Origin of the sequence: Staphylococcus pseudintermedius, assembly GCF_034042775.1 — a bacterium.
GTDB classification, from domain to species: domain Bacteria; phylum Bacillota; class Bacilli; order Staphylococcales; family Staphylococcaceae; genus Staphylococcus; species Staphylococcus pseudintermedius.
The window spans coordinates 2,151,448-2,166,468 of record NZ_CP120150.1 but is presented as its reverse complement, the minus strand read 5'-3'; the positions used below and the strand labels follow the sequence as shown (position 1 = coordinate 2,166,468).

The 15,021-nt window shown below is 41.1% G+C and carries 13 protein-coding genes; 10 read left to right on the top strand and 3 right to left on the bottom strand.

Translation table 11 applies throughout. The features are described 5' to 3' along the window. Position 1: 1 nt before the first annotated feature. From sbnB to sbnI, 8 genes are read left to right on the top strand one after another with little or no spacing between them, the layout of a single operon-like run. Positions 2 to 1,012: a 2,3-diaminopropionate biosynthesis protein SbnB gene (gene sbnB, locus P3U61_RS10230; RefSeq protein ID WP_065354550.1), complete on the top strand. Its 1,011-nt coding sequence runs from the start codon at positions 2 to 4 to the stop codon at positions 1,010 to 1,012. A gap of 11 nt (positions 1,013 to 1,023) precedes the next feature. Then, a complete protein-coding gene (gene sbnC / locus P3U61_RS10225) occupies positions 1,024 to 2,799 on the top strand; it encodes a staphyloferrin B biosynthesis protein SbnC (protein WP_099997484.1) in 1,776 nt (591 codons plus the stop codon). Then, positions 2,774 to 4,033 carry an MFS transporter gene (locus tag P3U61_RS10220; protein WP_241540900.1) on the top strand — a complete coding sequence of 420 codons (1,260 nt, stop codon included), beginning with the start codon at positions 2,774 to 2,776 and terminating at the stop codon, positions 4,031 to 4,033. The genes sbnC and P3U61_RS10220 overlap by 26 nt, the downstream gene beginning before the upstream one ends. Beyond that, positions 4,020 to 5,738 (top strand): IucA/IucC family protein, encoded by a 1,719-nt coding sequence (locus tag P3U61_RS10215; protein ID WP_099997486.1) that lies wholly within the window; start codon positions 4,020 to 4,022, stop codon positions 5,736 to 5,738. Before P3U61_RS10220 ends, P3U61_RS10215 begins: the two co-directional genes overlap by 14 nt. Then, a complete protein-coding gene (gene sbnF, locus P3U61_RS10210) occupies positions 5,722 to 7,476 on the top strand; it encodes a staphyloferrin B biosynthesis protein SbnF (RefSeq protein WP_065354547.1) in 1,755 nt (584 codons plus the stop codon). The genes P3U61_RS10215 and sbnF overlap by 17 nt, the downstream gene beginning before the upstream one ends. Beyond that, positions 7,473 to 8,267 carry an HpcH/HpaI aldolase family protein gene (locus P3U61_RS10205; RefSeq protein ID WP_063284887.1) on the top strand — a complete coding sequence of 265 codons (795 nt, stop codon included), beginning with the start codon at positions 7,473 to 7,475 and terminating at the stop codon, positions 8,265 to 8,267. The genes sbnF and P3U61_RS10205 overlap by 4 nt, the downstream gene beginning before the upstream one ends. Further along, complete coding sequence (locus P3U61_RS10200; protein ID WP_020220037.1) at positions 8,242 to 9,444, top strand: type III PLP-dependent enzyme; 1,203 nt, start codon at positions 8,242 to 8,244, stop codon at positions 9,442 to 9,444. Before P3U61_RS10205 ends, P3U61_RS10200 begins: the two co-directional genes overlap by 26 nt. Next, entirely contained in the window at positions 9,441 to 10,205 is a 765-nt protein-coding gene (gene sbnI, locus P3U61_RS10195) for a bifunctional transcriptional regulator/O-phospho-L-serine synthase SbnI (RefSeq protein WP_096636572.1), read from the top strand. Before P3U61_RS10200 ends, sbnI begins: the two co-directional genes overlap by 4 nt. Before the next feature lie 281 nt (positions 10,206 to 10,486). Here sbnI and P3U61_RS10190 read toward each other — a convergent pair whose 3' ends face one another. Both P3U61_RS10190 and P3U61_RS10185 read right to left on the bottom strand, forming a co-directional pair. Continuing rightward, positions 10,487 to 11,230 (bottom strand): M50 family metallopeptidase, encoded by a 744-nt coding sequence (locus P3U61_RS10190; protein ID WP_099997487.1) that lies wholly within the window; start codon positions 11,228 to 11,230, stop codon positions 10,487 to 10,489. Between the two features lie 73 nt (positions 11,231 to 11,303). Next, positions 11,304 to 11,714 carry an LbetaH domain-containing protein gene (locus tag P3U61_RS10185; protein ID WP_233510606.1) on the bottom strand — a complete coding sequence of 137 codons (411 nt, stop codon included), beginning with the start codon at positions 11,712 to 11,714 and terminating at the stop codon, positions 11,304 to 11,306. A 381-nt stretch (positions 11,715 to 12,095) separates the two neighbouring features. Between P3U61_RS10185 and tarA the strand changes: the two genes are divergently transcribed. After that, positions 12,096 to 12,917, top strand: a complete 822-nt coding sequence (gene tarA / locus P3U61_RS10180; protein ID WP_015728699.1) for an N-acetylglucosaminyldiphosphoundecaprenol N-acetyl-beta-D-mannosaminyltransferase TarA — start codon at positions 12,096 to 12,098, stop codon at positions 12,915 to 12,917. A 213-nt stretch (positions 12,918 to 13,130) separates the two neighbouring features. On the opposite strand, the gene tagH is transcribed toward tarA, so the two are convergent. Next, positions 13,131 to 13,925, bottom strand: coding sequence for a teichoic acids export ABC transporter ATP-binding subunit TagH (tagH, locus tag P3U61_RS10175; protein ID WP_014614625.1), 795 nt, complete (start codon positions 13,923 to 13,925; stop codon positions 13,131 to 13,133). 278 nt (positions 13,926 to 14,203) lie between these two features. On the opposite strand from tagH, the gene P3U61_RS10170 reads away from it, so the two are divergent. Next, complete coding sequence (locus P3U61_RS10170) at positions 14,204 to 15,007, top strand: ABC transporter permease (RefSeq protein ID WP_014614624.1); 804 nt, start codon at positions 14,204 to 14,206, stop codon at positions 15,005 to 15,007. Positions 15,008 to 15,021: the final 14 nt, after the last annotated feature.

The following is a 15,021-nucleotide window of genomic DNA, read 5'->3' as shown; positions in this document are numbered from 1 at the left end:
TATGAAACATCCATTATTGTATTTAAATCGTACGGACATTGAACAAGCAGGAGGGGCACAGTCACAAATTTACGTCGATGCATTAACAGAAGCATTAACGGCACATGCAAATCAAGATTTTGTCCAACCGTTGAAACCTTATTTACGTCAAGATGCTGAAAATGGTCATATCGCCGACCGTATTATTGCGATGCCAAGTCATATCGGTGGTGATCATTCAGTATCTGGAATCAAATGGATTGGGAGTAAACACGACAACCCCTCAAAGCGACAAATCGAACGTGCTAGTGCGGTGATTATTTTAAATGATCCAGAAACGAACTACCCGATTGCGGTCATGGAAGCAAGCTTAATCAGTAGTATGCGTACAGCAGCTGTTTCAGCGATTGCGGCACGTCACTTAGCACGGCCAGGTTTTGAAAACCTAACGATTATCGGTTGCGGCTTGATTGGTGACAAACAGCTCCAAACAATGCTTGAACAGTTTGATCATATTCAAAAGGTGTATTTATATGATCAATTTGAAGTAGCATCACAAAAAATGATTGAAAAATGGTCAGCGCAACGACCAGATATGACTTGGGTTCAAGCGCAATCTGCACGTGAAGCTGTTGAAAATGGGGATGTTGTCATTCCGTGTACAGTAACGGATCAACCGTATATCGAATACGACTGGTTACGTCAAGGCGCTTTCGTCAGCAACATTTCGATTATGGATGTGCATAAAGAAGTGTTCATTAAAGCAGATAAAGTTGTCGTAGATGATTGGTCACAAAGTAATCGCGAAAAGAAAACGATACATCAACTCGTTCAAGACGGTCTATTCAGTCGAGAACAGTTACACGCTGAACTCGGACAACTTGTGACAGGTGAGAAAGTCGGACGTGAACATGACGATGAGATTATTTTATTAAATCCAATGGGCATGGCGATTGAAGACATTGCGAGTGCGTACTTCATTTATCAACGTGCGCAAGCTGAAAATATAGGCACAACATTAAGTCTTTATTAGGAGTGGCATATATGGTAAGTGAACACGAACACAATGTAACGCGTGCACAACAATACATATTAAAAGACCTTGTGGATGCGTTATTATTTGAAGATTTAGGTGGCATTGCATCGACGAGTGAACGATTAACGATACAACAACAGACGTATTTACGTTATGAGAAAAAGGGGATTGTGTTGCTCATTCCAGTTTATTACAGTGGACTGAATGTGTATCGCTCTAATGGAGAGGCAGTGTTCCATATTGAAAGTAAAACGTGTATGCCTTTGACAGTGCATGAATTGTGGGAATTATTTGTCACAATGAATGCAGATTTAGCATCTGGGTGGGCACATGCGCGCTTTGCAGAGGGACTGGAGGCAGCTGTGACCGAGTTAACGGCACAATATGACGGATTTAAAGCGAGTGAACATCCATTCATCTTGTCAGAACAGTTTGCCAGTTTGAAAGACAGGCCTTTTCATCCGGTCGCAAAAGAAAAAAGAGGATTGACAGCAGAAGATTATGCTGTGTATCAAGCGGAATATCATCAACCATTAGCCGTACAAACTGTGGCAATCCGAAAGTCACATGTCATACAAGGTAAAGGTGTGACAGATGAGCAGTACGCACAGTTTTGGGGTGACACATTGCTTCGGTGTCAACAAGCACTCATTGAGAAAGGGTATGACACTGAGGACTATGTCATTTTTCCGGTACACCCTTGGCAATACGAACATGTCTTGCCGGTTCAATTTAGCGCAGAGATCAAACAAGGTATCGTCGTCTTGCTTGATGTGACAATGGGACAATACCTCTCATCTTCATCTATGCGCACATTGATACCATTAGCCGCGCCGTTCACGCATTTAAAAGTACCGTTTTCAATGCAATCACTTGGTGCGTTAAGACTGACGCCGACACGTTACATGAAAAATGGTGAAGCAGGAGAAACGTTATTGCGTGATATTATCGCTCAAGATACGTCATTGAACGGTCGTGTGAAGTTGTGTGATGAAACGGTGTGGTGGTCGTACATGAATGAAGCACAAGATATTTTTCAAGATCAATCGGGACACCTCACTATGCAGTTACGTCACTATCCTGAGTCAATAAAAGATGCACAGATGGTCACTTCGATGGCGGCACTTGCTGCACATGAGTCGACACTCTATGAACGCATTTTAGAGACGGACCATCCAACGACTGAACAAATCAATGCATTGTTTGAACAAGTGAGCGATGCATTTTTAAAGATGACACTCGCATTGATGAAATATGGTGTGTTGCCTGAATTGCACGGTCAAAATGTGTTAGTTGTCTTTCGAGAAGGACATGTGGCGGAATTTGTATTGCGAGATCATGATACGGTCCGCATTTTCCCAGAGTGGTTAACAGCACAAGGCTTTAAACTGCCGAACTATGCGGTGAGAAAAGATACACCGAACACACTATTAAATGAAGATATCGAAACATTTTTTGCTTATTTTCAAACGTTAGCAGTGAGTGTTAATTTATATGCGATTGTCGATGCTTTAGTTGATGTGTTTAAAGTATCTGAAATGGAATTGATGACACAGTTGAGACAAACGATGCAACATCACATCGATACAATAGATTGGTTACCTGGGACATCTGAAGAAGTGGAACGCATTATCTTTACACAAGAAACATGGCCATTCAAACGCATTTTACTGCCATTGTTGCATCAACGTGGTGACGGTGGTGGAAGTATGCCATCGAGTATCGGTCGTGTCCCCAATCCAATGAAAAGGACAGATAATCATAGAACAAACGTGGCGACGTAATTTCAGAACGCTATGGCTCGGTCAGTTTATGGCCATAGCGGGTTTGACCGTGTTAGTTCCATTACTTCCAATCTATATAGCGTCGTTGAAACAGTTAAACATTTTTGAAATTCAGTTGTGGAGTGGGATTGCTATTGCGGCGCCTGCAATCACAACGATGTTAGCTTCTCCGTTATGGGGAAAGCTCGGTGACCGACTGAGCCGAAAATGGATGGTGTTGCGTGCATTGTTTGGCTTAGGGCTATGTCTCTTATTAATGGCTTTTTGTACGACACCGTTTCAATTTGTACTCGTACGCTTGTTGCAAGGTTTATTCGGTGGCGTGGTCGAAGCTTCGAGTGCATTTGCGAGTGGTGAAGCCCCGGAATCTGAGCGTGGCGCGGTACTCGGTAAATTACAAAGTGCTGTGAGTGCCGGCTCTCTCGTAGGTCCACTGATTGGCGGCGTGCTCGCGACAGTGCTCGGTTTTCAAGCACTCTTATTCTCGATTGGTCTTATCACTTTGTTGATGAGTATTCTGGGCGTCTTTTTCTTAATTGAAACGACACATACGCACGCGAATACAGAACGGCCACAAGTAAAAAAAAGTGTACGACAATCGATGAAATGTTTGTTGTGTACGCAACTGACTTGTCGCTTTATAATCGTCGGGGTATTAGCGAACTTTGCGATGTATGGCATGATGACTGCTTTGGCCCCATTAGTGAGTAGCGTCAACCATGTTCACATTGATGATCGTGCGGCAGTCGGAATTTTACAGTCAGCGTTTTGGACAGCTTCGATGATGAGTGCCCCTTTTTGGGGTTACTTCAATGATAAAGCTTATGTCAAAAACGTATATATTATTGCGAGTATTTTATGTGGCATCAGTGTGCTTTGGCAAGGTGTGGCGACAGACCTGTGGATGCTAGGTATCGCACGTGTGTTACAAGGTTTAACTTATAGTGCGCTCATTCAAAGTGTCATGTTTGTCGTTGTAAATGCGAGTCACCACCAACTGAAAGGGACGTTTGTAGGCTCGACGAATAGCTTCTTAGTAGTTGGTCAAATCGTCGGTAGCTTGAGTGGCGCAATAGTAACAAGTTATACCGCACCGACGACGACATTTATCCTGATGGGCGTTATTTTCGCATTGAGTAGCACACTATTATGGACGTCACACATTAAAAATCAAAAAATCAACCCTATATTGACGGGTTTTTGGGAGGTTAAAGAGCAACGTGCAAAACTTTAAGATGAACAAACGCGCGGAACATGCTGCGTTAGAACGACTGCTCAATATTTATTTTAGAGAAAAAGGTTGTAGCCCTAAAAAAGAAGGGACGTCTCAATGGCACATCACTTTAAAAGATGATTTGACGCTACGTGGAAAGTTGCGCTATGTCTCATCAATGGGGCATCACATGTATGATTCAGCCGTTTACTTAGAGAGTATCGGCCATGTGTCGCAACTGACACCACTTGAGGCAATCAGATATATACTTGAAGCGATTGCGTACGATGAAACTTCTCAGACTGAGACTACGATAGTAGAAGCGGTTTATCAAGATATATGTAACAGTATTTCACGAACAACACGTTATCTTGATCAAGCGAGACGGCATGCACCACCTCATCAGAATCATTATATCGCATCAGAACAATCACTTTATCTGGGCCATCCTTTTCACCCGACGCCGAAAAGTGCTACAGGCTTTACTGATGAAGATATTGAGCAATATGCGCCTGAATGTCATGTTGCGTTCCAACTGCACTACTTAGCGGTGGATCCAGCTCTATTAGTCGAACGTTATGTGCCAAATTATGAAGCGCGTGTTGATGAAACTGTGCGTCAACTTGCACAAATTGAAGAAGATGAATATACCGTAACCTATCGTTTACTGCCAGTGCATCCTTATCAAATTGAAGTGCTCAAACAACAACCGACGATTCAGCAACATCTCGCAAATGGTACGATTCAAGACTTAGGACAACGTGGCCATGTCGTTTATCCGACGTCATCTGTGCGAACAGTATTCGTAAAAGCGTTGAATATTTATTTGAAGTTGCCGATTCAAGTTAAAATTACGAATTTTGTGAGAACAAATGACTTCGAACAAATTGAGAGAACATTGGATGCGGCAGAAATTATAGCAGCGATTAAACCAGAATATGAAACGGCGACATTTAAATTGATGTTTGAACAAGGCTACCGCGCGCTACAACCAGATAATGATGCGGTGATAGATATTTTAGCCAATAGTGCGATGATTGTGCGTGAAGGCATTGAACAGTACGACTCATTAGAAGAAATTCACGTCTTAGCAAGCTTATTTGAAACGATGCCAGATGAGCCGACGTCAAAATTAGGCCAAGCTTGGTTGCGCAGTGGATTATCTCGTGAAGATTGGCTGACATTGTATTTAAATCAAGTCATTTGGCCAATGTTGAAATTATTTGCACATACAGGGATTAGTCTCGAAGCACACGTCCAAAACACACTCGTTGCGCTAGAAGAAGGGCGTCCGACAGTTTGTTATGTACGTGATTTAGAAGGGATTTGTGTTTCTGAACGTATCGCCACAGCACAAGGGATGATTCCGCACCAAATTAGCGCAGACAGTCCGGTCGTGTATACGCATCATGAAGCGTGGCACCGTTTTAAATATTATGTCATTGTGAATCATTTGGGCCATCTCGTTTCAACGTTGGGTAAAGCAACAGGTGATGAAGAGATGTTATGGCAAACCGTGAATCGCACATTGGAAACGTGGCAAGAACGTGCAGAAGGTCATGATGTGTTGATGCAATGTTTGGAAGATTTACGTTATAATCCGACATTTGCTGCGAAGGCGAATTTGATGAGTAAATTACAAGAACGCGGTGAAGACCCGATTTATATTAAAATTCCTAACCCGATTAGTCAGGAGGAGGACAGTATTTATGAAACAACTGATTGAACAAGTGAGGCAACGTATCATGCAACAGTTGGTCACGTCACTTATATATGAAGACGTGGTGCATTATGAACAGCTACCGAGCGAAGATGACGAGTGTGATACGTACACTATTGAGGGGGAAGCCGTGACGTATCGCGTGCAACTGCAACAGTCCGATAGTTTTGAACGACTCAGGATCAGCGCTCCAGTTTGGCGTATTGCAGATGGAGAGGAAGCGGTCACTCTTGATTATGCGCAACTGCTACGAGAGGTGCGTTTTACATTTGATAAAGATGAACAAAAATTAGAAGACTTTATCATTGAATTATTACAAACCGAACTTAAAGACACGCAAGCGCAACGTTATCGTGCACAGCAATCACAGATGTCATTAACGGCATTTGATGATTATGAATCGTATGCTATGGAAGGCCATATGTATCACCCAAGTTATAAATCACGGCTCGGCTTTACACTGGACGACAATGTACGCTATGGTCCGGATTTCCGCCCCTCATTTCAACTGCAGTGGATTGCGATTGCACCGGATCATGTGGAAACGACGGTATCCGCGAGTGTCGATACAGTTGCATTGCTTCAACGTCAGCTCGGTACAGAGACGTTAGCAACGTTTGAAGAGACCCTCCAGCAACATGGGCATACCCTTGAAACGATGGTGCTCATACCGGTACACCCGTGGCAGTTTGAACATGTCATTCAAGTCGAATTTGCGGAAGCGTGGATGCATGGAGAGATGCTATGGCTCGGGACAAGTGACGAAATGTATGTGCCGCAACAGTCTATTCGAACACTCACACCGACTGATCGTAACAAATATTATTTGAAAACACCGATCAGTATAACGAATACATCAACAAAACGTGTGTTAGCCCCACACACGATTGAAAATGCAGCACAAATTACGGATTGGTTAAAACATATTCAGTCAAAAGATACCTATTTACAACAACATTTACAGACGGTATTTCTAGGTGAAGTGTTGGGCCATGCATATCACAATCCGACCTTATCCGAGGTGAAGCAACAACGTATTTACGGTGCACTCGGTGTCATTTGGCGTGAAAATATTCATCATTATTTAGCATTGCATGAGTCAGCTATTCCATTTAATGCTTTATATTCAGTAGATGCTGATAACCGCCCACTCATTGATGCGTGGATGTCAAAATACGGTGTAGAACAGTGGATGGCACAATTTTTCAGTGTCGCAGTGACGCCATTGATTCATATGCTGTATCATCACGGCATTGCGTTTGAGTCGCATGCACAAAATATGATGTTAATTCATGAAAACGGCTGGCCAACACGTATAGCATTGAAAGATTTCCATGACGGGGTTCGCTTTAAGCCGAGTTTGTTAAGTGAGGTTGCACAAAATCCACGATTACGTGACACACCTGAAGCGCATCGCAAAGTGAACCGAAACTCATTTATCGAAACAGAAGATGTCAATCTCGTCCGTGATTTTTTACATGACGCCTTTTTCTTTATTAATATTGCAGAAATCATTGACTTTGTTGCACGTCAATATAAGTTAAAAGCGTCAGAACAGTGGACAATGGTACGTACGGTCATTGAACAGTATCAACAGCAATTCCCAAACCTTGAAAATTATCGCCACTTCGATTTATTTGTACCGACCATTCAAGTGGAAAAACTGACGACACGCCGTTTACGCGAAGATGTAGCATTACGTCTTCACGAAGTACGCAATCCGTTGAGGAGGTCTGAAGTATGAAATCTTTGTCACTGAAACGTAACTTAGCAGAAGGAAAGGTACAATACGGATTGATGAATTCGATTCCGGATCCACTCGTCATCGAAATCATTGCTGCAAGTGGTTATGATTTTGTCGTTATTGATACGGAACATGTCGCAATTAACGATGAAACATTAGCGCATATGATTCGTGCTGCTGAGACAGCCAATATTATTCCCATTGTTCGCGTTACAGCTGCAATTGAACGCGACATTATTAAAGTGTTGGACATGGGCGCCAAAGGGATTGTGGTCCCACATGTGAATGACCGCGAAACAGCAGAACGCATTGTGAAGCTAAGTCGTTATTATCCAGAAGGCATGCGCAGTTTGAATGGCGGACGCGTTGCACGATTTGGCGAAATTCCTTTAAAAGAAGCGATGGCTGAAGCGAATGCATCGATATGTGTCATCGCAATGATAGAAAATATGCAAGGCGTCCGCGCGATTGATGAAATAGTGCAAGTAGAAGGTTTGGATATCGTCATTGAAGGTGCGGCTGACTTATCCCAATCACTCGGCATCCCTTGGGAAACAAGCCATGATCAACTTCAACGAGCGATTCAGCATGTCTACACAACTACGACAACTGCAGGCAAACAGTTTTGCGCTTTGCCGAGAGATGACCAACAAGTGCAACGATGGCAACAGCAAGGCGTGCAATGTTTCCTCATGGGCGATGACCGCGGGAAACTGTACCGTCATTTAAAACACAATTTAGCACAGGTGAAAGAGGTGACAGCTCATGACGGCGATTCATACATTAGTTAAACAGCTCAAACAACAAGGCCCGCTCTGCCATTTTATTTATGATATGGACGGGCTACGACAACATCTCGAAACTGTGACATCACAGCTCCCTGACAATTGTGAAATGTATTATGCAATGAAGGCGAACAGTGAGTCTGAGATATTAGCCGCGATTCAGCCCCATGTCGCCGGCTTCGAAGTGGCGTCAGAAGGTGAAATTGCAAAAGCATTGGTACATACGACAGCAGAACATGTCATTTTTGGTGGACCGGGAAAAACTGACGAATCTTTACGATACGCGATTCAACAAGGGATTCGACGCATTCATGTTGAAAGTTTATATGAATTAGAGCGATTAAATGCATTGCTTAAACAAGAAAATGCGACCATGTCAATTTTGCTGAGAGTGAATTTAGCCGGACCTTTTCCAGCTGCGACGTTACATATGGCAGGTCAACCGACACAATTTGGTATTGATGAAACAGAAGTCGACACGGTCATTGCAACAGCGCAAAATATGCCACGTATCCAATTAGAAGGCTTTCACTTTCATTCGATTTCTAACAACTTAGACGCCGCCTTGCATTTACAAGTGATGACGTTATATTTCCAAAAGGCAAAAGCATGGGCAGCACAACATGACTTTACATTGCAACATCTGAATGTAGGTGGTGGTATCGGTGTGAATTACGCTGACTTAAATGAACAATTTGACTGGACGTATTTCACGACAGAACTGTCCGCTTTGATTGAAGAAGAAGGTCTACAAAATATAACCATCAACTTTGAATGTGGTCGCTATATGGTGGCACATATCGGCTATTACGTAACCGAAGTATTGGATATTAAGCGTGTGCATGGCGCGTGGTTTGCTATTTTAAAAGGGGGCACACAACATTTCAGGCTGCCTGTCTCATGGCAACATAATCACCCATTTGAAATATTGCCGCTAGGTGAACAGGTAAATCAAATTGCACCAAGAACAATTGAACAACAGGCAGTGACGTTCGTCGGTCAATTGTGTACGCCTAAAGATGTGTTTGCTAAAGCGGTGGAGATACCAGCGCTGTCTACAGGTGATGCGGTTATTTTCATATATGCCGGTGCGTATGGTTGGTCGATTTCACATCACGACTTTTTAAGCCATCCGCATCCACAATGCATTTACTGGTCAAGTGAGAAGGAGGGAGAATCATGAAACAGATTTACGACACATTGCAACTCATTCCTGTCGACAAGATTGACCTCCACGAAGCATTTGAACCGAGTCGATTAGAAAAAACGAAAGAGAGCATTGCTAAAGAACAGCATTTACGTCATCCAGTGCTCGTCGTTAAAACATTATTTGGTCGCTATATGGTCATTGATGGTGTACACCGATTTATGAGTTTGAAAGCACTCGGCTGTGAAGTTATTCCAGTACAAGTGATTCAGCGCACACAGTACTCCATTGGCAGTTGGCATCATAAAATTCCTAATGGTGCATGGTGCGAAGGGTTAACGGATGAGGAACTATTACCGTGGACGACAGAAGTTCGCGATGAAACACCTTTTATTACGATGTGTGATCAACAGACCGAACATTATTTATATGCAGCAGATTTAACAGCAGATAAACTAGATATTTGGAAAAAGGTTGTGAACAGTTACAGTGCGAGCTGCAACGTTGAACGTGTTCCGCATAGCGCCTGTTTGTGTCTCGACAGCAATGATATATTAATGAAGTATCAGCCCCTTCAAATTGGTGAAATTGAAGCTGTTGTGCAAAGAGGTCAAACTGTACCAGCGGGTGTCACACGTTTTAACATTGCAGGGCGTTGTTTGAATTTACAAGTTCCGCTCCATTTATTGAAAAATAGCAATTTAGGTAATCAGGAACAGTGGCATACATTTTTACAGAAGAAAATTGAAAGCATGCGTTGCTATACTGAAAAGATATATTTAATAGAAGCGGAGTAAAGCGCATCATCATTTATATTCATATGAAGTAAAAAAGCTGGGGAACAATGACGTTTTCCCAGTTTTTCTTGTCACTCTTTGTTGAGAAAGGGTTCATTGAAATCTCGCCCTTTGAGATACATTGGCTCAAATAGGCGAGACGCTTGAGGGATGATGTTAAAGGTCAAAGGAATGTCACTTAACTTTAAAAGTGGTTACTGTTTATCGCACTAGCTGTTTTACGTTGTGACATAGAAAAGTTTCAGTCTTTATCCATTCATAGATTTAAGAATCATCAATAACTAGAGGAGGACATATTGAATGAAATAATAAATGGCTAAAAAATTTGTGACAATCCATAAGCTTGAAAAGAAAACAGTAGGCAGTTTCGTCAACATTTTTAACGCTGTCCCATCCCATTCAGGCTGAGGGCGTGCGAATGTAAGTTGTATAATCGTAATCGTCGACTGAATAATTTCACCTAACAGTGTCCCAAGTATGAAATGATAAACGAGCATATAAATGAATGAATAGTTCGTTAAATTTTCAGACTGAATACCTAAATAGCCAATGAGTATTAAAAAGGCAATGATGAGTAACGGAACAGCCTTTCTTGACGTTTTCCATGTAAAGTAAATGAAAACAAGAGTATAAAGCATAATAAACAATGCGCCTTGTCCCTTACTTTGGATATACAAACCTAAAATCAACATGATAGGCGACATGAGATAGCCACCTAATGTCGTGATGATATGGCCTGAACGACTTCTACTAGCGGTGACAGCGTAGCCTTGTTGGCCTGTTGCGTTACGTTCACGTCTTGTTGTAACAACGACAAAATCTCGTACACGTCCGCCTGATAAACGATTAAAGAGCACATGGCCAAATTCATGCGTCAAGACTGGAATATAATTCAGCGCAATGTCTAATAATGAAAAAATAGGACGGTATGCATAATGGCGGCTTACGAGGTAGAGGCCTGCGATACATAAAAGTAAAATAAATGAAATAGGGATAGGTGAAGTAATCCACGAATATCCGTGCATAGATGTCAATCCTTTCACAAAACTTACTTTCTATTATAACGGGTCTATTGCGTCTGAACTATAGACTTAAGTCCTAAAGTGTATCATTCAGTTGACGTATTACTTTTGTAGGATTATCCGCGACATCCGTAGATGCAGGCACAGCACGTGTCACGATACGTCTAGCAGCAACGGTAGCCCCTTGATGTACTGTAACACCGGGGAGGGCGGGCACATCTGCATCGATCCATACATCATCTTCAATAGTCATTTTTGGTCCTTGTTCAATCCCTGAACGACGCTTTGTTGGATTAAGTGGATGATTGACAGTAATCAGTTGCACATTTGGCCTGATTTTTGACGTTATTGTTGATAAAAATAGGCCAATATCAAGCCATGTGTTGTGCTTATTCACATAAACGTTGTCACCTAAATGAATATTGTAATCATCGTCGAAGTAGAACGGTGGCTCGATGTAACAATGATTTTGTACGTGACCTATCATGTGTGTCAAATACTGTTCGCGTTGTGCGATTTCGGTCTTTACATTGTAGGTATTGCGAGCTAATGCGGCTTGTTAACGGTCATGTAAGGGTGTCGCATCGCTTGGATAATAAGGTAATTCATTGATTATTTTTTGTTATCAGTCATAGGAGCACTCCCTTCCCGTAATGTCGTTTTAAATGATACGCAACGCACCAAAAAAGCGGACATCTAAAATAATAAAAACAATGTATCATCATCTCGGACTTTGGAATGAACTTTCAATAAAAAGTAGGATTTAGCTTGATTTTGGTGTAAAATGTGTTAAAGTGACATCAATATATTGTAAATACCATGTAAAACAAATTGAATTGAAATTAAATGAAAGATTGAAGGTGAGACTATGGCTAAAGCATTGCCTACTGGTCATCATGAGGGCACTTTTCCTAGTCGTGACACTACAGTAGAGGGAACATATACGTTTAAAGAGAAAAAAGCGCAAGTCCAAGTGATGAATGTGATGTTTGATAATGTTACATTGATGGACATGCATCAAAATATTTTAAAATATATGCATACTGAAACGAAACATAATTTATTTATTGTGACGGCTAACCCAGAAATCGTCCATTATGCATCAGAAAACCCATTATATGCTCAAATGTTGAAACAAGCAGACTTTATCGTTCCGGATGGGACAGGCATTGTTAAAGCTGCTCGGATATTAGGTCAATCTTTACAAGAACGTGTACCGGGTATTGAAGTAATGGAAACATGTTTAAATATTGCAGATTTAGAGCGTAAAAAAGTGTTTTTACTTGGCGCAACATCTCCAGTTGTTGAAAAAGCTGCACGACGCATTCAACGTCAGTACCCACATATCGATATCCAAACGCATCACGGATTTATCGATATTACTGATCAAAACGTCATCGAACAAGTACGTGATTTTAATCCAGACTTTATTTTTGTAGGTATGGGCTATCCGAAGCAAGAACAATGGATTCAACATAACCGCCATCATTTCGACCATACATTGATGATGGGTGTGGGCGGCTCAATCGATGTTTATAGTGGTGAAGTGAAACGCGCACCTTACGTATGGAGAGCGATGAATCTAGAATGGGCTTACCGAGCGTTGACAGATATAAAGCGAATTCACCGTTTGAAAAGAATTCCTAAGTTTGTCGTTGGTGTGTATAAACAAAAATATTTAGGTAAATAGTGTAGATAATCAAAGCGCGCGTCAGACCATTTCGATTGTGATTAGAAGTGGGATGAAGCGCACTTTTTTTATTAAGTTCACAATAAATACAAAAAATGAGGCATAGTCTCAGTTGAAATAGGGTAAAAATTCACTGCATCGACCACACAACCCATAGATTCAACGTGATTGATGCAGTGTGTGGGCTGCAATTATTACACGTATACGGAAAAGTTATTTGATGACAAAGCGATTTTCATCTAAAGCTTGACGAAATGCCTTTTGTTCTGCAGTCGATTTTTTCTTGAAATCTTTCAAAAAGGCTTCATATTTAGGAAGGACATCTTCCACAGAACCGAAATCTTTAAGTTGTCCGGCTTCGATCCAAGCAATTTTTGTACAAAATTCTTTCACTTGGCGTAAGTTGTGGCTGACAAAGAAGATTGTTTTTTCATCTTCTTTAAATTCATAAATCTTTTTCAAACTCTTTTGGGTAAACGTTTGGTCACCTACAGACAACGCTTCGTCAATGACAAGAATTTCTGGATTGATTGTCGCACTAATGGAAAAGCCGAGTTTCGAACGCATCCCGCTTGAATATTTTTTTACGGGCTGATAAATAAACTCACCTAATTCGCTAAATTCGACAATTTCGGGTGTGAGTGCTTTAATTTCATTTTTTTTGAAACCCATGCACAACATTTTGAACTCAATATTTTCCATACCTGTTAAGTTGCCATTGAGTCCAGCGTTAATTGCGATGACACTTACATCGCCAGTTTTATCAATATGCCCGTGTGTCGGTGTGAGCGAACCACCAATCATATTGCTCAATGTCGATTTACCGGAGCCATTAATCCCGACTAAACCGATAACATCACCCGCGTAGGCTTGGAATGTGACATCTTTGAGTGCATAAAATGTTTTGTTTTTATGTTTTGGCCATATAGCATCTTTAATACGTTCTTTATTATTACGATAAATACGATATTCTTTAGTCACTTCGTTAATACTGACAGTTGGATTCATCTGTGAACAGTCCTTACATTGATAATATTGAAATGAAATTTGGTTTTTGCTTCCATCATCTTATGTCTATACATTATAATATATTACTAAGTGGTTGTTAAATTTGTGAAGCTATTGTAAAGTATTATGGATACAATGTATTTAATTCTACTTAAATCAACTTAGCTTTTCAATTAAAGAATAGGCGATGAGACATACTAGGTCAAATATTAATGTATAATATGATTTTGATGATTGGCTCTAGATGGATTATCTAGCATGTGAAAGCGTGGTAAATTATGAATTCTGTTATTACCGTAATGAAAGAACATTTTAAGAGTTTTTATCTGATTCAGCGGTTAGCACAATTCCAGCTTAAGATTTCAAATCATAATAACTATCTCGGATTTGCTTGGGAGATCATTAATCCTGTGATACAAATTATGGTTTACTGGTTTGTCTTCGGTTTTGGGATCAGAAGTAACCACCCGATTGATGGCGTCCCTTTTATTTATTGGTTGCTCGTCGGTATTAGTATGTGGTTCTTCATTAATCAAGGTATTTTAGAGGGAACAAAATCGATAACCATGAAATATGGACAGGTGGCGAAAATGAACTTCCCACTTTCTATCATTCCGACATACATCGTCACAAGTAAACTGTATGGGCACATTATGCTTGTGGTAGCGATTGTCATTTTGTGTACAGTGAGTGGTATGACACCAACGATTTATATTCTTCAACTGTTCATTTATATCCCGTTTGCGTTTTGTTTGACGGCATCAGTGACGCTCCTAACATCAACATTAGGCGTGCTTGTCCGTGATACGCAAATGGCAATGCAAGCTTTATTAAGGGTTCTTTTCTATGCTTCACCGATTCTTTGGACGCCTCCAGCAGGATCGTTAGCAGAAAAGATTTTAATGTTTAACCCTATTTATTTTGTAGCGGAGAGTTACCGTGCTGCGATACTATTTCATGAATGGTACTTTATTACGCATTGGGAACTAGCACTTTACAATGTGTGCGTTACAGCGATGTTATTTATTATTGGTTCGATGTTACATATGCGCTACAGAGATCACTTCGCAGATTTTATGTAATGAGAACAGTCCCT

What these genes read in the sequence shown, in the direction of transcription:
- tarA (WP_015728699.1), top strand. Translation starts at nt 12,096, where the DNA reads ATGGCTAAAGCATTGCCTACTGGTCATCATGAGGGCACTTTTCCTAGT.
- sbnC (WP_099997484.1), top strand. Translation starts at nt 1,024, where the DNA reads ATGGTAAGTGAACACGAACACAATGTAACGCGTGCACAACAATACATA.
- P3U61_RS10200 (WP_020220037.1), top strand. Translation starts at nt 8,242, where the DNA reads ATGACGGCGATTCATACATTAGTTAAACAGCTCAAACAACAAGGCCCG.
- sbnB (WP_065354550.1), top strand. Translation starts at nt 2, where the DNA reads ATGAAACATCCATTATTGTATTTAAATCGTACGGACATTGAACAAGCA.
- P3U61_RS10170 (WP_014614624.1), top strand. Translation starts at nt 14,204, where the DNA reads ATGAATTCTGTTATTACCGTAATGAAAGAACATTTTAAGAGTTTTTAT.
- tagH (WP_014614625.1), bottom strand. Translation starts at nt 13,925, where the DNA reads ATGAATCCAACTGTCAGTATTAACGAAGTGACTAAAGAATATCGTATT.
- sbnI (WP_096636572.1), top strand. Translation starts at nt 9,441, where the DNA reads ATGAAACAGATTTACGACACATTGCAACTCATTCCTGTCGACAAGATT.
- P3U61_RS10205 (WP_063284887.1), top strand. Translation starts at nt 7,473, where the DNA reads ATGAAATCTTTGTCACTGAAACGTAACTTAGCAGAAGGAAAGGTACAA.
- sbnF (WP_065354547.1), top strand. Translation starts at nt 5,722, where the DNA reads ATGAAACAACTGATTGAACAAGTGAGGCAACGTATCATGCAACAGTTG.
- P3U61_RS10185 (WP_233510606.1), bottom strand. Translation starts at nt 11,714, where the DNA reads ATGATAGGTCACGTACAAAATCATTGTTACATCGAGCCACCGTTCTAC.
- P3U61_RS10190 (WP_099997487.1), bottom strand. Translation starts at nt 11,230, where the DNA reads ATGCACGGATATTCGTGGATTACTTCACCTATCCCTATTTCATTTATT.